The organism is Bartonella sp. CM120XJJH, from assembly GCF_042194715.1.
Taxonomy (GTDB): Bacteria; Pseudomonadota; Alphaproteobacteria; order Rhizobiales; family Rhizobiaceae; genus Bartonella.
On the sequence record NZ_JBHINE010000002.1, the window covers coordinates 111117 to 130345 of the forward strand.

The following is a 19229-nucleotide window of genomic DNA, read 5'->3' on the forward strand; positions in this document are numbered from 1 at the left end:
CTTTGCAAAAAGCAGGAGAAAGCCCATAAAGAGCACACAGGACCATGAGAGAGCCGCAAGGTTAATCAAAGGGATTTTAGCCCGAAAATAACAAAAGAGCTTGACTGTTAAAGGCAGCAAAGAAAAGCGCCATAAAGACAACAAGAGAGTTCTTTTTGCAAGAATAGAATTGGATAGAAACGATGAAAATTAATGGCAATGAAATTCGCCCTGGTAATGTGATCGAACATCAAGGAAGTTTATGGGTTGCAGTTAAATGCAACGCTGTAAAACCAGGAAAAGGTGGTGCATTTAACCAAGTTGAAATGAAAAATTTGATTGATGGTACAAAACTTAATGAACGATTTCGCGCTGCTGAGACCGTTGAACGCGTGCGCCTTGAACAAAAGGATTTCACATTTCTTTATCAACAAGGGGATGCTTTGGTCTTTATGGATTCAGAATCTTATGAACAACTTGAACTTCAAAAGGATTTTGTTGGTGAACGTGCTGCGTTTCTCCAAGATGGGATGACTGTCACAGTTGAACTTTATCAAGAAAAGCCTATCGGCATCTCACTTCCTGATCAAGTTGCTGTCACGATTGCGGAAGCCGATCCTGCCATCAAAGGACAAACGGTTACCTCCTCTTATAAACCCGCCATTCTTGAAAACGGGATTCGTATTCTTGTTCCCCCCTTTATGAATGCTGGTGAACGTATCATTGTAGACACCAATGAGTTGATTTATTTGCGTCGCGCAAATGAAAAAGATAAATAAAGGAATAAAAAATGGCCCATTCTGCAGTCATGAATGTCATGGTGCAAGCTGCAATGAAAGCAGGACGCTCGTTGGTGCGTGATTACGGTGAAGTGCAAAATTTGCAAGTATCTTTGAAAGGACCAGCAGATTATGTCAGCCAAGCAGATCGCAAAGCGGAAAAAATTATTTTCAATGAATTAAGCAAAGCGCGCCCCAAATTTGGTTTTCTAATGGAAGAATCTGAAGAAATCATTGGCGAAGATTCTCAACATCGTTTCATTGTTGACCCATTAGATGGCACCACAAATTTTCTCCATGGCATTCCTTTTTTTGCTGTTTCCATTGCCTTAGAAAGTCAAGGAAAAATCGTTGGTGGTGTCATTTACAATCCCGTAAGTGATGAACTCTTTACCGCAGAACGCGGGTGTGGTGCTTTTTTCAATGACCGACGCTGTCGCGTTTCTGCACGACGCAGACTAGAAGATTGTGTCATTGCTACAGGCATGCCTCATTTTGGTCGTCCAAATCATGGAACCTATCTTATTGAATTACGCAATGTGATGGCGGAAGTTGCCGGACTTCGCCGTTTTGGCGCTGCTGCTCTTGATTTAGCTTATGTTGCTGCTGGCCGAACCGATGGCTTTTGGGAAGACAATCTACAAATTTGGGATATGGCTGCTGGAATATTAATGGTTCGCGAAGCCGGTGGTTTTGTCACTGATAAAGAAGGCGGTAGCGATATATTTCGCAAAAAAAATATCATTGCTGGTAATGAACACATTCGCCTAAAATTAGAAAAAACCCTCAAAAAAGGCATTTAGGTCTCACACTTAGACCTTAGAAGTAGTGTCTTTATTAAAAGGCAATGCTAAAAGTTCAACTTTGCAACATCTCTATCTGGATATCCCTCATCACGCCACCTTATCTCTTATTGGCGCAACCTTATCTCTTATTGAATTGCGCAAGTAATGATGAAAGTTTCTGAACTTCGCCTTCTTAGCTACTGCTGCTCTTGAATTTAGCTTATGTCGCCGCAAGAAAAACCCATGGTTTTTTAGAAGATAACCTACACATTTTTGATAAAACTACCAGCATACTGATGCTTCGCGAAGCTGATAGTTTTGTCACTGATAAAGAAGGCAGCAGCGATATATTTCGCAAAAACACATCATTGCTTGCAATAAACACATTCGCCTAAAATTAGAAAAAACCCTTAGAACTTTAAAAAAAAACACGTGAAGAGAAAGTTTTAAATTTTCTTTCAAATAACGATAGGAAATAACTGATTAGATAGTGACAAAAAACATCACCACGAACAAAAAATGTACTTGCTATAAGCCCCCACAAAAGCAATCCCCAATAGCTTACCTTATTGACGTTTCTGTTATTCAAATTCCCCTGCAAACAAGCTGCAAAAGGCAATAAACACAAATCCCATCATAACAAAACGCCCCAAAAAGCAATTATCGAACCTGAGGCAAAAGCCTCTCCTACTTCTCTTGAGAGATCATTCTTACACTGCGCGCAAAAATATTGACTCTAGAAGAGCCCACTCTCTCCTTTTTGGTAAAAGCTGCTCTACATTACTCTCACTGCTTTTCAATATGTTTCACCACCGCGTGTGATAACAGAGGTTTCAGTAAATTCACCAATTCATACAATTGTTATCAGCTTCTCCTTCTTTTCAGCATTATTCTAAAGTATGCATCAAATAGGCATAAGATTTATTGCACTTCAAATAGTTATTTGTGAGAACCGCTGCCTGTATTTCATTCTCAAACTGTTCTTTATTTTTATCAATAGCCTCTTCCAGCATCTTTACCTTCTCATCCCCAAAGATAACTTGTAATTTTGTTTGTGTGGTAAGCTTCTCCCAAAAAATCAACCGGTTATCGCATTTCTCATTTGATGATTTCATCCACTCTTTAACGCCTAATTTGTAAGCTTCTTCAAATGTTGGTATCTTTTCATCAAGGACTAGGTCTTTTTTCTCTTCTTTATCTCTCTCTTTACAAACCTCCATTGCCCTTTCAACCGTAGAGTAACAACAACTTTTATCAAAGGCAATATATCCTTCTTTCACCGTATCAATAAGCATCTTATAGTAAATGAAAGTTTCTCTTGCCGCCTTATAATCACTGGAAACATCATACAATAAGGATAGAAGCTCTCTTTTACAAATGCATAGTACACTACTGTCACCAGGCATACTCCCAAATCCTCCCAGTTTTTTTAGCGTTTCATATTCTGTATATTTAGGTATATCTTCATAATAAATTTCCAAAGACTTTAACTCTTCATAGTATCCTGAAGCCTTTTCTTGTAGTTGCTGTTCGTATTCAGCTGTAATCATATCATCAATCATATATAACCACCAATGAAACAACAGCATTGTAGGCTTATAGCGCTTTTTTTTCGTCAAAGGGTCCACAAACTTTCGTAATGTGACACCATTCTGTCTCATGAATCGCACAACTTTAGGATAAGTTTCTTTAAAAATTGGACGCATCATTAATTCATTTATTCTTTCGATGTGCTCAGCAGTAAATTCTACTTCCAGCGCCTTTTCATAGAGAAAAAATATATCTACATATCCTTGAGCACAAATATCTTGTACCATTGGATGCTGCTGTTTTTTAGATTCATAAGATTCAGAAATGTATCCAATTTTTTTTATCTCTAATATACTCCTTTCCCATTCCTTTACTTCTTCATCCCATTGTTTAATCCATTTTTCTGGTATTCTTTGGGTTTTTTCAAAAAGATTCTGATCCCCTTGTGCAATAATATTTTGGTATATCGCGCACTCTCGATATTTTAGCTGCCATAATTTCTCAAACTGTTCAAGTTGTTCAATTAATTGCTTTTTATGGCTATTTGCGAACGCCAGCATCAAACTTTCCACAAAATAGGCTATAACTGCCACACTTAACAAAGTCTCCATTGAAAATTCGCAAAACCAAAGCACACCGAGTATGATAATGAATAAAATTGTATCTCCGAATCCTTTCCATACCTTTTTCATAACCTCTACAAAAACCTCTGCCACAACCTCAAAAAGATAGTTTAATATAACCATTCCTATGATAGCGATTGCCCCTATGACTATCAGTAATATGAAGCCCATTACCACTTCGCCCAATTCACTCATTCTTGCTTTCTTCTATTTTCACCAATATTTAACGCAGCTCTTTTATCGATTTCTCGATATTGTATCATTATGTATACATACGATTTAAAAATCACTACATATAATATTTTAATAAAAACAATACACAAAATATAGATATTTTTTCTGGTAAAATAGAACAATTTGTATTTAATAATGCTGTTTTAGTGATTTATGTACTTTAAAGAAAAGCCTTATAAGTCCTCAAAATGCATGATCCATGAAATATTGATTTTCAAAGTAATAAAAACCTTAATCCAACTAAACAGCAAAACATGGCTGCGTGCTCACACTGTTTTGTAAAATTGATAAAAAGCGTCTCTCTGCCTATTTATCAGCTCTTTTTTAAATAACCCAGCACCATCTATACTATGCCAGCACCCAATGTTGTGATAGCCCCTAAAACTTGAGACGATTCATGAAGAGGACTTATTCTTTCTAAAGTCTTTTATTCACGCGAGCTCTCTCTGCTTGCCACATACAAGAGACATGGTTTTGACTAATGCAACATAACCAAATTTGAAACGATAAATTCCATGTAAAATCTCTCATGAAAAACAATGAGTTATCATTATAAATCAACGTGACAGTGCTGTTATGAAGAGAACTCCTTGCTCATCTTAATAGTCCATAGCGATTTAACTGGAGATCGTTTTATATTTCGTACACAGAAGTGTCTTTATAAAAATACTTCATCTCAGGCAAAAAAAAGAACAGCCTATTAAAAAAGAAAAACATCTCAATGCTTGCCTTTCTTTTTTCCATGAGAGTTTCAAATTGATAAGCCTGTCTGAAAAGAGTGCTTTTTATGCCCTTAAAAATACTGCTCTTGTATCAAGATCACTTACTCAGATGAGAATTGCAGTTTAGCCAAATGCGCATAAACATTATTTTTTATAATGAGTTGTGTGTTCCTTCTTCCACAAGAGCGCCTTTATTCATCACGAGAATACGATCAGCTTTTAAAATTGTTGCCAAACGATGTGCAATGACCAAGGTTGTATGATTTGCATCAATCCTTCTAAGGCATCTTGCACTAACTTTTCACTGTTTGCATCTAAAGCAGATGTTGCTTCATCAAGAAGCGACGCTTTGATTTATAATAATAATTCAGATTTATAATAATAATTCATTTTTTGTATGTTGAATGAGAATCCCGATTATCGTAGGATTCTCTCATTTCAAACCTATTCCATGTTGAATCAACCAAAACCATGTCTTTTGCACTTTAACGAGCAAGGAGAGCCTGCATGAATTAAAAAAACTATTAAGAAAGGACTTAAAATGCCTATCATAAATCGTCTCAAGTGCCAAAGGCTGTAGCAACACCCACAAGTTGGTCAATATAATGATGATTCCGGCTTGCAGTAAGAGGGCTGCATTTCTTAAAATCACCCATGCAATACCGATGCGTTGTCTTTGCCCCCTAGAAAGCATAGTACCGCATTCTCCTACTTACGTATCCAAGCCACCTAGTAAAGCTTGAATAAATTCAAGTGCATTGGCTGCTTCAGTAGCGACAAAAATGTCCTCTTCATGAGTATGTTCAGCTCCAAAAAGAAGGACAGTTTGTAATTATTTTATTGTAAATCTTTATACTCTTTTATTTCAAGTCTTTATACTCTAGGAGAAAGGATTTATGGGTGTATTCAAACTGATTTTTAAATTTAAAAAACGCAGCCACCAAGATTTATTAGTCTCTAAGATTCCATCTATTTATATTGGATGCGTTTTCGAATTAATATTTAAAGTGCACTCTTTACAGCATAAAAAAAACCAATCACTTAACAATAGGGCAATCGTTTTGTTTAAAACCTTTGTACCCCATAAAAAGGAGGCTTTTACATGCCAATATTACCAAAACGATTTTTGAATTTAGAAAGACGACCACCGCGGTCTACAAGTGTTTGGGAGCCACCTGTCCATGCTGGATGCGTTCTTGGGTCAATATCTAGATTAAGAGTATCGCCTTCTTTTCCCCAAGTAGAGCGCGTTTTATATTGAGTTCCATCCGTCATAACAACGGTAATTGTGTGATAGTTGGGATGAATATTCGCTTTCATGCGTAAAAACCTTTTGCGTTTATAGAATGAAATAGCACTTGCTCGATTTTTTAAGTGCGCTTTCTTTGTCTTTTTGATACATTGATTAAAGTATTTATTCCTATAGCTGAGCACGCATCAAAAAACAAGTGTTCAAGATACATCATTGTATCAAGTGTTATAAATCCAACACAGTGAGCAAAATTTTATGACATTACGTTATCGTTCAGAAAAATCTACAAAGCCTTCCCCTAAGAAATCTTCATTCTCTTCGCTTGCAATTTTTTTTCCTTATCTTTTGCGCTATCGTTGGTTGTTTATTTTTGCCTTTCTAGCGTTATCTGTTGCTGCTCTTGTCACATTAGCTTTGCCTGTGGCTATCCGCCAAATGTTTGATCATGGGTTTTCTACTTCAAGCCATGGACATATCAATTTTTACTTCGGAATTTTGTTTATCTTAGCCTTGTTTCTCGCATTTGCTTCAGCAGCCCGTTATTACTGTGTTATCACCTTGGGAGAACGGATTGTTGCCGATTTACGGCGTGATGTGTTTGTTCATATTATGAAACTTTCTCCTGCTTTTTTTGATCGGTCACATTCAGGAGAGATTGTTTCAAGGCTTCTCACAGATACCACACAAATAAAATTAGCTGTGGGTTCTACTGCCTCTACCGCTTTGCGTCAGTTGATTATCGTGATCGGAGCCGTTGTGATGATGGTGATCACCAATGCTAAATTGTCTTTGTTGGTTTTGGCTGCTATTCCTGTTGTGGCCATTCCCTTGGTCGTGTTTGGACGTAAAGTTCGCTCTCGTACCCGTGCGGCGCAAGATCGTCTCGCAGATGCCAATGCTGTTGCTACAGAGCAGGTAAGTGCTATTCGCACTGTGCAAGCTTTTACCGCAGAAAAACTCGTTGCAACACGTTTTTCACAATTGATAGAACGTGCTTTTCAAACAGCACGTGCTTCTGTGATCTTACGCTCCTTTTTTACGGGGGTTGCAATTTTTTTGGTTTTTAGCAGTGTGGTTGCTGTTTTATGGATTGGATCGCGCGATGTTTTGAATGGAACGATGACAGGCGGGACATTAGGGCAATTTGTCCTTTATGCGGTTTTTGGAGCTTCTACTTTTGCGCAATTATCGGAACTGGGAGCAGAATTAATCCAAGCAGCAGGCGCTGCTGAACGGCTTGCCGAATTGTTACAAGAGCAACCTACTATTGTAGCTCCTAAAAATCCTTTATCATTAGGACAACCTGTTCGAGGCGAACTTGTTTTTGATCAGGTTGATTTTACCTATCTTTCTAGACCACAAGAGAAGATTTTACGCTCGCTTTCTTTTTCTGTGAAAGCAGGTGAAACGGTTGCTTTTGTTGGGGCTTCAGGAGCAGGAAAAAGCAGCATTTTTTCTTTGATCCTTCGTTTTTATGACCCGATAAGTGGAACAATTCGGTTAGATGGCATGGAAATTAATCGCCTTTCTTTACAAGATTTACGCAGCGCAATTTCTTATGTTCCACAGGATGTCGCCATTTTTGATGGAACATTGCGTGATAATATTATTTTTGGAACTGAAAATACCCATGAAGAGGAAATCCTTGCTGCCGCTAAGGCGGCTAATGCACTTGAATTTATTCAAGCTTTACCAGATGGCTTGGATACGCAAGTAGGAGAACGTGGTACCATGCTTTCTGGAGGGCAAAAACAACGCATCGGTATTGCACGGGCAATTTTAAGAAATGCGCCCCTGTTACTGCTTGATGAAGCAACATCTGCTTTAGATGCAAACAGTGAAAAGTTGGTGCAAGATGCCTTAGAAGGATTGATGCAAAATCGTACAACCTTGGTCATTGCACATCGTTTGGCAACAATTTTAAAAGCTGATCGCATTCTCGTGATGGATAAAGGCGCTCTTGTGGAAGAAGGAACCCATGCAGAACTTGTGGCAAAAAATGGCGTCTATGCTTACCTCGCAAAACTCCAATTTTCACCGGAGTAAGTGATCTTGATACAAGAGCCGTATCTTTAAGGGCATAAAAAGCGCTCCTTTTCAGATAGGCTTATCAATTTGAACTTCTCATGGAAAAAAGAAAAGCAAGCATTGAGATGTTTTTCTTTTTTAACGGGCTGTTCTTTTTTCTGTGCAAGATAGAGCATTTTTATAAAAATACTTCATCTGTGTACAGAGTATAAAATGATACCCAGTTAACCTCTATGAGCTATTAAGATGTGCAAGAAGCTCTCTTCATAACAGCACCGTCGCATTGATTTATAAAGATAATCCATTGTTTTTTATGAGAGATCATGAATAGCATAGGATTTTCTCATGCCAAACCCTTATAGTGAGTCAAAAAAATCTCTTGGCTTACACATCACAAACAGAGTTGGCGTGTGGAGTGAAACTGTACAAGAAAGAAGTAAAATACCTCTCTTACCCCTTTAAGTACCAAGAGCTGTCACAACATTGGCACACTGAAAGCATATACGCTGTTGACAAAGAGTAATAATTGGGTGCTCGATTACTGAGAGCCCCTTATGCGGCTCATTTGATAGGCTCTAGGGACACAAGCTCTACCCTAAAGACTGACCACATTCTTAAAAAAAACTGAATATGAAAAATTTTTCATGCCCTCTATCACTGCCATAAACAAAAGTGTTTACCGAAAATCATGACAAATTGTAATGAACAAATAGGCTTCTCTCATCTGCAAGAGTATCCTTTTATTCTCTTTCAAAAAAACGAACACTTTTTGAATATTGTTTGCAGATCCGTATTATTGAAAAAGAGCAAAGACTTTCTCAGCGCTTTTGGGGTTCTTATAACTTTTGTGTAAGCACATATAAGCAACAGCTTTTATAATAAATCGGCTTTTGGCAAAATCGTAAAATTTTATCAAATTTATTGTTTGTAAATATCACCACGACCACTGCTCTGCTCTTGCAGATACGCAACCTTAAAAACACGTTCTTTTTGCTCACAAATTGTCTCTCCAGCTCTCTCTTCCAGTCATAGCCTATAAAATAAGGATAGAGTACTTTAATTGGACACCATCTTCTCACACCACCACCAACGCCATCATTTATTATATTTACAGCCCTCAACTTTATAGCAACCCTTGTCATGCTTTAAGAAGGCACGTTAACGATGATAGGAACATGTACAAAGACGAAGGTATTTATGTTTTAAAGCTTGCACCAAATCATAATTTTTTTGTATAGCGAGCCAAGCGTATGCAGCACTGACACCCTAACCATTTCAAACCGTTCAGCTGTTTTAGCAACAGATAAGCCAAGTTCTACGATTATATCTTCAACCATGAATTCACCGAGGAGCAGAGGATTTTCCATCATTTTTTAGCGCTCCCTCTTCAATGATCCTCTAGACAATCAACTCATTCAGCATCTATACTAGCAAAGCGAAATATTACGTGCTAATTTTTCTTTACAATCATTAACCAAGAACCCTCAAAATAACCTTTTAGTGAATAGAGCTAAAAGGATGAGTCCTTCAAAATCATTTGGTAATATAGCTATACCAAGAGCACCTAAAATACGCCCTAATTGCTCAGTATAGGCGACCTTCCCCCTTTTATCGTATCAGTCTTGTAGAAGGCTTTAAGTCCTTTATGTTTAAATCAAAAAATCATAATTGGATTATATTACATAAAGATGCTTTTTCTTATTTTTCCATTTAACACACGATAAGGTACCATTTAGGCAGCATGAGAAGCTTTCCCCTTATATCATGATTTCAGAAGCCGCATGAGAAAAACAAAATAAGCCGTTTGGGTATCTCAAGGTCAAGGATGCCGTTAGGCGCAGCAACCTTTAAAGAATTGCCTTGAGCTTAAGGATCACGGCTTGTTAGTCCTCTCATTAAACGCGGGTCTGATGTTATGATTTTGGAGAGCGATTATTAAGAATTTGAGAGGCAGATAGCCTCTCATCTTGATTTGTATGCAAACGAATTGCACTCTATTTATTCAGGGAGAATAAGAACATACCCAGGAGGTGCTAAACGGAATAAGAGAGCATCGTAACCCCAACTAGCAGACAGGCAGCAAATAGAAAAAACGCCTTCAGCAATTGCCATGAGTAATGCGAACGATATACCGGCTTCATCTGCTGTTGCTTCGCGGCGTTGTAAGTAGTATCCGACAAAAAAGAAAAAGCACGTTAATCCACTCGCACCCGCAAAGAAGCTTAGTACGGCATGAACCGGTCCACGTATGCTGAGCAAGATAATAAAAATTATGAAAGTAAATACTGTAAAGATCCCTTCGAATACCCCACGCACCATATGGCACAATTTTCGCATCATAATTACAGAAAAGCTCTGTTCTGCGTATCGATTTTTTCTTTTGATGCTTGTATTCTTAGAAGATATACTATCCACAACTCCCCCCATATTTTAAGACAAAACGCTGTGAAATTAGCTATTTGTAATTATATCATCACAAAATACAAGAAAAATTTATCCATTTTAATGAAAAAATAGGTGCTTTATTGAGGTGCAAATCTATTTTGTTAGCAAGAGTTATTCAATTCGTTCGTCAATAGAAAGACTACCCCCATTGCAGAGGAAGCTATCTTGACGCACAAAAACTTCATAAGCTGTATATCAAAATCCACTCAGACATCAAAACTCTCCAATATACCCGCTTTTCTACCTTTGAAACTGCAATAAAATGGATTCTACCGATGACAAGCAATGATAATATGAAAAAGAAAAAATATCACAAAATCAAACTCTTCAAAACAGCCTTAGCTTTATGATTTCACTCACAAAATAAGTGCCACCTCATAAACGATAACACACTAAGATGCTGTGCATTCACAAATTTCCTTTAAAGAACCCATCTCCCCTTCCCGAAATCGCACACTTCTCACCTCTCCCGCGATCTTATATCTCGAGGACACCCACTAAAGAATTTGAAAATGTCCAAGGAGAAAACTCTCTGAGAAAGCTTTCAAACCTAAAACGCCCTCGCCATTTTTATCATGATGAGGGCACCCAAAAAACACGCAGAAACATGTAAAACCTCTCCGCATTTAGGTATAGGGTTTGTGCTTCAAGCGCACGCTTTTTCTTGTTCTGTTGTCCATTGTCCCAAAGCCGCAAGATGATTCATCAAAGCCCGATGACGAAATGCCTTCTGTGCAACAGCAATATTCTCATCTTTTCCAGCCCATGCTTTTAAAGCAGATGCTTGCAATGCTCGTCCATAGGAAAAGGTCAATTTCCAAGGCAATGCGCCCAAAGAATTCATGGCAGATAAATGCGCCGTTGCTTCCTGATCAGACTGCCCTCCAGAAAGAAAAGCAATTCCAGGAACAGCGGCAGGAACAGTCTGTTTAAGCACTTGGACGGTCCTTTCAGCAACTTCTTCAACAGAAGCCTTGCGCGCATCCTTTCCATCAATCACCATATTAGGCTTTAAAATCATCCCCTCCAAAAGAACACGAGCTTCAAACAATTCTTTAAAGACAGTCTGTAAAACAGCTTTTGTCACCTCAAAACAACGCGCAATGGAATGCCCACACGATGATCCATCCATCAACACTTCCGGCTCAACAATCGGCACAATATTGAACTTCTGACACAAGGCAGCATAGCGTGCAAGAGCTTGTGCATTTTGTCTTATGGCTCCTCTTGTTGGCAAAGTGTGTTCATTAATAGCAATTACCGCACGCCATTTAGCAAAACGTGCTCCCAAAGCATAATAGTCTTTTAGCCGCTCACGAAGACCATCCAACCCTTCAGTAATTGTCTCTTGGGGAAAAGCGGATAAAGGCTTTGCACCGGTATCAACTTTAATCCCTGGCAAAGCGCCTGCATCCCGAATAAGATCCGTCAACATTTTCCCAGTTGATGCTTTTTGCCGAATGGTTTCATCAAATAAAATAACCCCAGATATGGCACTTTCCATTGCTTCTTTTGTACTAAAAAGCATTTCACGATAAGCACGGCGCCTATCTTCATTGGATTCAACACCAATACTTTCAAAACGCTTTCCAATGGTCGCCGTACTTTCATCTGCCGCCAAAATACCTTTACCCGCATGCACCAAAGCAAGTGCAATATCTTCAAGCCGTTCATTCATAAAAAATTCCTCTTTATTTTGTCTCAAAATTTCATTTTGTCTTAAAACTTCTAAAAATATTTTTTTAATTTCTAAAAATGCGTAACACTATCAAAACACCCTTAAACGACCGTATAGTTTTTCTTTAACCTTCTCTTCAAAGAAACCCTTTAACCCTGCATAAGGGCAAGAATGCCAGGCAGAACCTTACCTTCCATCCATTCCAAAAAAGCTCCTCCAGCAGTCGAGAGATAAGTAAAATCATTGGCAACACCAGCATGATTAAGAGCAAAAACTGTATCGCCCCCTCCCGCAATTGAAACCAACTTTCCTGTCAAACTACGTTCTGCCGCATGGCGTGCAACGGCAATAGTTCCCTTGTCAAAAGGAGACATCTCAAAAACACCAAGGGGTCCATTCCACACAAGAGTAGCAGCTTCATCAATCGCAGCATTGATATGCGCAATAGAGCGCGTCCCAATATCCAATATCATGCCATCTTGTGGAATATCCTCAATGTCATAAAGACGATGCGGTGCATCTTTTTCAAAACGAAATCCAACGACAGCATCTACGGGGAGCAAAAGCGTACATTGACACTCTTGCGCTTTTTTAATAATTTTTTTTACCGTCTCCATCAATGCATGTTCACACAGTGACTTACCAACAGACACACCTTGCGCTGCTAAAAAACTGTTAGCCATCCCCCCACCAATAATCAAAGAGTCAACTTTTTCCACCAAATGATTGAGCACAAAAAGCTTGCTGGAAACTTTCGCTCCTCCCACAATGGCAACCACAGGACGTGCTGGATTGCCAAGTCCTTTTTCTAATGCCTGCAATTCACCTTGCAAAGAGCGCCCTGCATAAGAAGGCAACAAATGCGTTATTCCCTCCACCGAAGCATGGGCACGATGAGAAACTGAAAAAGCATCATTGACATAGAGATCCCCATTATGAGCCAAAGCTTCCGCAAAAGAACAATCATTCTTTTCTTCACCAGCATAAAAGCGAACATTTTCAAGCAGTAAAACACCACTATTTTGTAATGACTCAACAGCAACTTGCACCGCAGAACCGATACAGTCAGGAGCAAAAGCAACCGGCTGATTAATGATCTTTTCCAGCACTTGCACAACAGGACGGAGTGAAAACTCTTGCTCTACCTTTCCTTTGGGGCGACCACAATGAGAAAGCAGAATAAGTTTAGCACCACGCTTTTGTAGCTCAATGATTGTTTCTTTATGTCGTTGAAGACGCGTCGTATCACAGACCTTGCCTTGCGCCATTGGCACATTAAAATCCACCCGCATAAGAACACGTTTGCCCAAAACATCAACATCATCAAGTGTACGAAACCCCATCACTGCTTCCTTTTCACTTTCCATTGTTTCAAATAAAAACGCATCCAACAACCCTGCCCACTTTTCTTTCCACTCATCTCCCTCTTTTCTTTTACAAGAGATCCACGACAGCCTATCTCTCCACCCTCTGCTTAAAAAGCCAAAGCTTCATCGTCAAATGTACAAAAGCCCACCATTGCTCTTAACCTTCATATCCCATTGTAGCAAACAAATTGTGGCAAACAAATGCATTGGCTCAACTTGATCTCTATTAAAGCTTTCTTTTACTTCTAGGCAAAAGAATTTACATCTCCTAATTTTCTGACGTTTTCTCAAAGGGTGTCTCGTTCAGATCTTACTTTTTCAAAGTTTACTCTTTTATTCAGCTTTTAAACGCACGTATTGACTCAGTATTAAAACAAAACACATCATCAATTTTTCAATAGTTTCTTCTCTCTAGCGCATGAGAACAACAGCCTCTATCTGTTTTTCTCAAAATTGCACAAAAATGAGACTTTTCCCTATAAAAAGAGGACCCTAAGGTCCTCTTATATTGTCTTAGCAAAAGCCACAGCCGTATCACTCATACGGTTAGAAAAGCCCCATTCATTATCATACCAAACCAAAACGCGACAGAGCTTACCATCAATCACTTTTGTTTGATCATTGTGGAAAATAGCTGAATGAGGATTATGATTAAAATCACAACTCACGAGTTTTTCTTCTGTAGTATCCAAAACGCCCTTCAAAGGACCTTGTGCAGCAGCAGCAATAGCTGTATTAATTTCTTCAATTGTTGTGGAACGCTTCGCAGTAAATGTCAAATCAACCACAGAAACATTAGGGGTCGGAACACGAATCGATACACCATCAAGCAATCCCTTTAATTCTGGTAAGACCAACCCCACAGCTTTTGCCGCTCCTGTTGAGGTAGGAATCATAGAAAGAGCTGCCGCACGTGCACGATAAAGGTCACGATGCATTGTATCCAACACAGGTTGATCACCTGTATAAGAATGGATTGTTGTCATAAAACCCTTTTCAATGCCCACCGTGTTGTGCAAAACTTGTGCTACAGGCGCCAAACAATTGGTTGTACAAGAAGCATTTGAAACAACGCGATGCTCGCTGCTTAAAGATTGATGATTAACCCCATAGACGACCGTAAGATCTGCTCCTTCAGAAGGCGCAGAAACAAGAACACGCTTTGCCCCAGCATCCAAATGAGCACTTGCTTTATCACGCGCAGTAAAAATGCCCGTACATTCCAAAGCAATATCGATATCCAAATCTTTCCAAGGCAATAGAGCAGGATCGCGCTCTGCGCATACCTTTATTAAACCACCCCCCACATCAATAGCATCCCCTACCACCTTAACGGTCCCAGGGAAACGCCCATGAACTGAATCATAGCGCAACAAATGGGCATTTGTTTCCACCGATCCCAAATCATTAATTGCGACCACTTCAAGATCTTTCCGTTCACTTTCCACAAGTGCACGTAAAATATTGCGACCAATACGACCAAACCCATTAATTGCAACACGAACTGTCATTTCACATGTTTCCTCATCAATTTTTTAAGCACAACATTTAAAAAACAATAAATGGGTATTTCACCAATCCAAAATCATTAATTCCCACAATGTCAATATCTTGATCACTCACCCACTTATCCACAATAATGCACAAGATCATCCACAACACTGCACAGAATATGATGCCCTAAAACCACCCCATTCATGACAACACAAACCGTCATTTTGTCTTTTCTTCTTTGATCTTTCCAAGTTCTTTTTCAACAGTGGCGACCACATTCTCACAAGTAATACCGAAATGTGCATAAAGGGCATCAATTGTTCCACTTGCCCCAAAGCCCTCCATACCGATAAACACACCATCACAGCCAATAAAACGGTCCCACCCTTGGGCGACGGCAGCTTCAATGGCAATTTTAATCGGTGCATCTCCAATGAGAGCACGCTGATAAGAGAGAGACTGTTGAGAAAAGAGTTCAAAACAAGGCACAGAAACCACACGCGTTGGGATGCCTTTTTTTTCTAAGACTTCATGCGCTTTTACTGCAATTTGCAATTCTGAACCAGAAGCAAACAGCGTCACTTGAGCATCATCGCTAGCTGTTAGAAATTCATAAGCACCAAGCATACAAAGATTTTCTTCTTCATACTCTTGACGCAAAAGCGGTAGATTTTGTCGACTCAAGGCCAAGGTAGAAGGCGTCCCGCGTGCTTTCAGAGCCAATTGCCAACATTCCACTGTCTCCATAGCATCAGCAGGGCGGAACACAAGATGATTAGGCATTGCGCGCAGGCAAGCTAAATGCTCCACGGGTTGATGCGTCGGCCCATCCTCACCAAGACCGATAGAATCATGAGTCATGACATAAATCACCCGCAACCCCATGAGAGAAGACAAACGCATAGCTGGACGCATATAATCAGAAAAGCATAAAAAGGTTCCCCCATAAGGAATAAAGCCGCCATAAAGGGCAAGACCATTCATCACAGCTCCCATTGCATGTTCGCGAATTCCATAATGCAGATAGCGCCCTGAAAAATCTTCAGCAGAGATACTTTTCATCTGGCTGCTTTTGGTATTATTAGATCCGGTTAGATCAGCCGAACCACCAATGGTCTCAGTAACGACTCCATTGATAACTTCAAGAGCCATTTCCGAAGCTTTACGCGTAGCAACAACGGGGCACTCTTCAACGAGTTTCTGTTTATAAGTATCAATAGCGCCATCAAATCCACCCACGAGATCGCCCCGCATCAATCTTTCAAACTCCACACGCTCTGAGACAGGAAGATCAGCAAATTTTGCTTCCCACTTTTGCCGCCTTTTAGCAGCATTAAGCCCTGCCAAGCGCCAATTATCCAGAATATCAGCTGGAATAACGAAAGGCTCAGCATCCCACCCTAAAGCGATACGGGTTTCAGCGATTTCTCGTGCGCCTAAAGGGGCTCCATGAACTTTATTGGTACCCGCTTTATTTGGCGCTCCAAAACCAATTGTTGTTTTACAAGCGATCAAAGTTGGTTTATCAGAATTTTGTGCCGCCTCAATAGCCCGTGCAATTGCTGCTTGATCATGCCCATTGACTTTATGTGTCTCCCAACCAGATGCTTTAAAACGCGCAATCTGATCAGTACTGTCAGCAAGGGAAATCTCTCCATCGATAGAAATATTATTATCGTCCCACAACACAATAAGCTTATTGAGTTTCAAATGACCAGCAAGAGAAATCGCTTCTTGAGATATCCCTTCCATAAGGCACCCATCGCCCACCAACGCGTAAGTGTAATGGTTGATAAGATCGCCAAAACGGGCATTTTGCAAACGCTCCCCAAGAGCCATTCCCACGGCATTTGCCAACCCTTGTCCAAGAGGACCAGTGGTTGTTTCGATTCCTGCCACATGCCCATATTCTGGATGCCCAGCAAGCTTTGCCCCTAATTGGCGAAAGTTTTTAAGATCTTCAATGCCAATATCTTCATAACCAGAAAGATACAAGAGAGCATAAAGCAACATAGACCCATGCCCCGCCGATAATACAAAACGATCACGGTTAGGCCAACGAGGTTTTTTGGGGTCATGAGCAAGAAATTGTGTATAAAGAGCCGTAGCAATATCGGCTGCTCCCATTGGCAAGCCTGGATGACCAGAATTTGCTTTTTCAATCGCATCAATAGCAAGAAAACGGATAGCATTGGCCATCTGATTCTGTTGGTGGGTGTTTGTCATGAATAATCGACCATTTCGTTAAATACGTTATTCTGTTGCTTTTTCCGTATTCTCTTAAAATTCTCAAGAAATACTATTTTCTAACCATTAGCGTGAGACTTTTTGCCACCACTTCAATAGCATTAATAACATTCCCCTCACGCGTCCTGTATATCCATGTCATTTATGCCAATACGCACAAAAAATCCAGCTTTTAATTTATATCTCACCCCTGCTTTGCTTGCTAAAATATCCTACATACTTAAAAATAAAACGCACACAACACAAGAGTGAAAGTGATTCGTTTTTGCATAACACATTGATAAAGGATACAATTACCCAAAGGATAAAAGCAATGAACCAAGAGACTACAGTTCTACAAGATGCTCTAGAGCACCTAGAAAAGGCACTTAGAACTTTAGAGATCACCATAATAAACCGCAATGCCGTTATTGATAAAAATAACGAATGGGAAGAAGAAATCCAACGAATGAATGCTGACCGCAGCCATCTTGCCCAAGCGCTTGACAAAGCTGAAGCCCAAATTGAACGCTTAGAGTCCGTAAACAAAGAAGTTTCCAAACGTCTTATTAAAGCAATGGAAACAATTCGTGTCGTCATTGATAGATAAAGGTTTGAATGTATGGAAACTGTTTCCGTTACCATTGATGGTAAAATTTATCGCATGGCTTGTGATAAAGGACAAGAACGTCGTCTTATTGCGCTTGCTGCTCAATTGGATCAATATATCACACATTTAAAGAACAATTTTGGTGAAATTGGCGACCATCGTTTATCGGTTATGGCGGGCATAATGATTATCGATGAAATGGAAGAAATAAAACGAGAAAATAAAAAATTACAAGAAGACTACAATGCTCTTTTACGACTCCACAACGAAAGAGACCGCACCATGGGGAAAATTATGCGTGACACCACACAACGCATTGAAAACCTCACCAACCAATTGCTCAAAGATGATCAAAACAGTACAAACATTCAAGAACAGGAACAGGAAGATTTCTAAAAGCACATTAGCGTGTAATAAACCAGAAATTTGAATTTCCGCCCACACCTTACAGGATAAAAATTCTTAAACCCACACCAATCTGTAAATAGTCCGGTTTTTTATAGAGAGGATTCCAGCTACTCACTATTTATAGGATTAACTTAAAACTCAACAAGAGAGCCTGCCCCTGAATATTTCACCCCTGCACAAACACTTCCTATATCAAGAAGGCAACCTTATATCACCACACTTCAAATGAGATGTCTTTTAACAGCGCAACAAGATAACAAAACCAACATCATTGTAAAAAAATCATACAAATGACAACAGCAACAAACAAATAAAGCGTCCTCCAAAAAAAGAGCTATATTCATGTTTCCTATGAATACATACCAAAAGTCCTTGCCCCTAGATAATATCAAGCAGATTCAATATATATTTAAGATATATTAAAAAATAACCTTATCTATTATACCATAAAATACCGCCATTTGATAATATAAGCACCATGGAATCTTGGCACCTGAAATATCCATTAGAGGGAACCCACCGAGAAGAGCCGTATCGTTTATAAACCAGCGTGAACTTTAGTATTTTCATCCTTTAGAGCAGGAAAAAAGCCAAACCCGAAGATTATGTTAATCTCATACAACTTCAAACATCATAAATAACAATAATAGCTCTTGAAAACATTCCCTACCACCATCTTTATCCTTATACTCTCTCCTCAGCTCTCAAAACGCCGTGCTTAATAAAAGAAAGAGCAAACCGGTACCATCATTATGAACACCCTCAATATTGCGCCCCCTTGGCTCGTAAAACGATTCATAAGAGGGGCACCTTTCTTGTACAGTTTTTTACCCATACCCCCACCCACTTGTAAGCAAATAGTCATGATTGACAAAACATGCACAAATTTAAAATAAGACAATCTTGCGGTATTCAGAATTTTGATAGAATATAAAGAACGCTATATTATCATTATAAATCAATATGCTTCAAATGTGCCGACAAAACATATTTTTAAAACACATTCACCCATCACTTTTTCTCATGACATACCAGCATGATTTTTTAGGCACATAATTTTATTCAATTC

The 19229-nt window shown here is 39.3% G+C and carries 13 protein-coding genes and 1 pseudogene; 5 read left to right on the forward strand and 9 right to left on the reverse strand.

All coding sequences use genetic code 11. The features are described 5' to 3' along the window. The first annotated feature begins 182 nt into the window (after positions 1–182). Both efp and ACFIKU_RS01485 read left to right on the forward strand, forming a co-directional pair. Positions 183–758 (forward strand): elongation factor P, encoded by a 576-nt coding sequence (gene efp, locus ACFIKU_RS01480; protein ID WP_015856958.1) that lies wholly within the window; start codon positions 183–185, stop codon positions 756–758. Positions 759–769: 11 nt separating this feature from the next. Continuing rightward, a complete protein-coding gene (locus ACFIKU_RS01485; RefSeq protein WP_375656474.1) occupies positions 770–1561 on the forward strand; it encodes an inositol monophosphatase family protein in 792 nt (263 codons plus the stop codon). A gap of 869 nt (positions 1562–2430) precedes the next feature. Here ACFIKU_RS01485 and ACFIKU_RS01490 read toward each other — a convergent pair. The 3 genes and pseudogenes from ACFIKU_RS01490 to rpmE form a co-directional block, all read right to left on the reverse strand. After that, a complete protein-coding gene (locus tag ACFIKU_RS01490; protein WP_375656475.1) occupies positions 2431–3891 on the reverse strand; it encodes a hypothetical protein in 1461 nt (486 codons plus the stop codon). An 862-nt stretch (positions 3892–4753) separates the two neighbouring features. Further along, a pseudogene (locus ACFIKU_RS01495) lies at positions 4754–4994 on the reverse strand (ABC transporter); the annotation flags it as partial. 756 nt (positions 4995–5750) lie between these two features. Beyond that, complete coding sequence (gene rpmE / locus ACFIKU_RS01500; protein ID WP_015856961.1) at positions 5751–5972, reverse strand: 50S ribosomal protein L31; 222 nt, start codon at positions 5970–5972, stop codon at positions 5751–5753. Between the two features lie 187 nt (positions 5973–6159). On the opposite strand from rpmE, the gene ACFIKU_RS01505 reads away from it, so the two are divergent. After that, a complete protein-coding gene (locus tag ACFIKU_RS01505) occupies positions 6160–7950 on the forward strand; it encodes an ABC transporter transmembrane domain-containing protein (protein ID WP_375656476.1) in 1791 nt (596 codons plus the stop codon). A gap of 1184 nt (positions 7951–9134) precedes the next feature. On the opposite strand, the gene ACFIKU_RS01510 is transcribed toward ACFIKU_RS01505, so the two are convergent. The 6 genes from ACFIKU_RS01510 to tkt all read right to left on the reverse strand — a co-directional run bounded on the left by ACFIKU_RS01510 (position 9135) and on the right by tkt (position 17142). Next, complete coding sequence (locus ACFIKU_RS01510) at positions 9135–9302, reverse strand: hypothetical protein (RefSeq protein ID WP_375641842.1); 168 nt, start codon at positions 9300–9302, stop codon at positions 9135–9137. A 628-nt stretch (positions 9303–9930) separates the two neighbouring features. Next, positions 9931–10272: a hypothetical protein gene (locus ACFIKU_RS01515; RefSeq protein WP_375656477.1), complete on the reverse strand. Its 342-nt coding sequence runs from the start codon at positions 10270–10272 to the stop codon at positions 9931–9933. Positions 10273–11023: 751 nt separating this feature from the next. Beyond that, positions 11024–12055, reverse strand: coding sequence for a class I fructose-bisphosphate aldolase (locus ACFIKU_RS01520; RefSeq protein ID WP_375656478.1), 1032 nt, complete (start codon positions 12053–12055; stop codon positions 11024–11026). 149 nt (positions 12056–12204) lie between these two features. Beyond that, positions 12205–13398: a phosphoglycerate kinase gene (locus ACFIKU_RS01525; RefSeq protein WP_375656503.1), complete on the reverse strand. Its 1194-nt coding sequence runs from the start codon at positions 13396–13398 to the stop codon at positions 12205–12207. Positions 13399–13925: 527 nt separating this feature from the next. Further along, positions 13926–14933 carry a type I glyceraldehyde-3-phosphate dehydrogenase gene (gene gap / locus ACFIKU_RS01530; RefSeq protein ID WP_375656479.1) on the reverse strand — a complete coding sequence of 336 codons (1008 nt, stop codon included), beginning with the start codon at positions 14931–14933 and terminating at the stop codon, positions 13926–13928. 202 nt (positions 14934–15135) lie between these two features. Next, positions 15136–17142, reverse strand: a complete 2007-nt coding sequence (gene tkt, locus ACFIKU_RS01535) for a transketolase (RefSeq protein ID WP_375656480.1) — start codon at positions 17140–17142, stop codon at positions 15136–15138. A 334-nt stretch (positions 17143–17476) separates the two neighbouring features. Here tkt and ACFIKU_RS01540 point away from each other — a divergent pair, with 334 nt between their 5' ends. Continuing rightward, positions 17477–17752: a DUF4164 domain-containing protein gene (locus tag ACFIKU_RS01540; protein WP_005774573.1), complete on the forward strand. Its 276-nt coding sequence runs from the start codon at positions 17477–17479 to the stop codon at positions 17750–17752. Between the two features lie 12 nt (positions 17753–17764). Beyond that, positions 17765–18148: a cell division protein ZapA gene (locus ACFIKU_RS01545; RefSeq protein WP_375641847.1), complete on the forward strand. Its 384-nt coding sequence runs from the start codon at positions 17765–17767 to the stop codon at positions 18146–18148. Positions 18149–19229 lie beyond the last annotated feature (1081 nt).

What these genes read in the sequence shown, in the direction of transcription:
- rpmE (WP_015856961.1), bottom strand. Translation starts at nt 5,972, where the DNA reads ATGAAAGCGAATATTCATCCCAACTATCACACAATTACCGTTGTTATG.
- ACFIKU_RS01485 (WP_375656474.1), top strand. Translation starts at nt 770, where the DNA reads ATGGCCCATTCTGCAGTCATGAATGTCATGGTGCAAGCTGCAATGAAA.
- ACFIKU_RS01520 (WP_375656478.1), bottom strand. Translation starts at nt 12,055, where the DNA reads ATGAATGAACGGCTTGAAGATATTGCACTTGCTTTGGTGCATGCGGGT.
- ACFIKU_RS01510 (WP_375641842.1), bottom strand. Translation starts at nt 9,302, where the DNA reads ATGATGGAAAATCCTCTGCTCCTCGGTGAATTCATGGTTGAAGATATA.
- ACFIKU_RS01540 (WP_005774573.1), top strand. Translation starts at nt 17,477, where the DNA reads ATGAACCAAGAGACTACAGTTCTACAAGATGCTCTAGAGCACCTAGAA.
- efp (WP_015856958.1), top strand. Translation starts at nt 183, where the DNA reads ATGAAAATTAATGGCAATGAAATTCGCCCTGGTAATGTGATCGAACAT.
- ACFIKU_RS01490 (WP_375656475.1), bottom strand. Translation starts at nt 3,891, where the DNA reads ATGAGTGAATTGGGCGAAGTGGTAATGGGCTTCATATTACTGATAGTC.
- gap (WP_375656479.1), bottom strand. Translation starts at nt 14,933, where the DNA reads ATGACAGTTCGTGTTGCAATTAATGGGTTTGGTCGTATTGGTCGCAAT.
- tkt (WP_375656480.1), bottom strand. Translation starts at nt 17,142, where the DNA reads ATGACAAACACCCACCAACAGAATCAGATGGCCAATGCTATCCGTTTT.
- ACFIKU_RS01525 (WP_375656503.1), bottom strand. Translation starts at nt 13,398, where the DNA reads ATGGGGTTTCGTACACTTGATGATGTTGATGTTTTGGGCAAACGTGTT.
- ACFIKU_RS01505 (WP_375656476.1), top strand. Translation starts at nt 6,160, where the DNA reads ATGACATTACGTTATCGTTCAGAAAAATCTACAAAGCCTTCCCCTAAG.
- ACFIKU_RS01545 (WP_375641847.1), top strand. Translation starts at nt 17,765, where the DNA reads ATGGAAACTGTTTCCGTTACCATTGATGGTAAAATTTATCGCATGGCT.
- ACFIKU_RS01515 (WP_375656477.1), bottom strand. Translation starts at nt 10,272, where the DNA reads ATGATGCGAAAATTGTGCCATATGGTGCGTGGGGTATTCGAAGGGATC.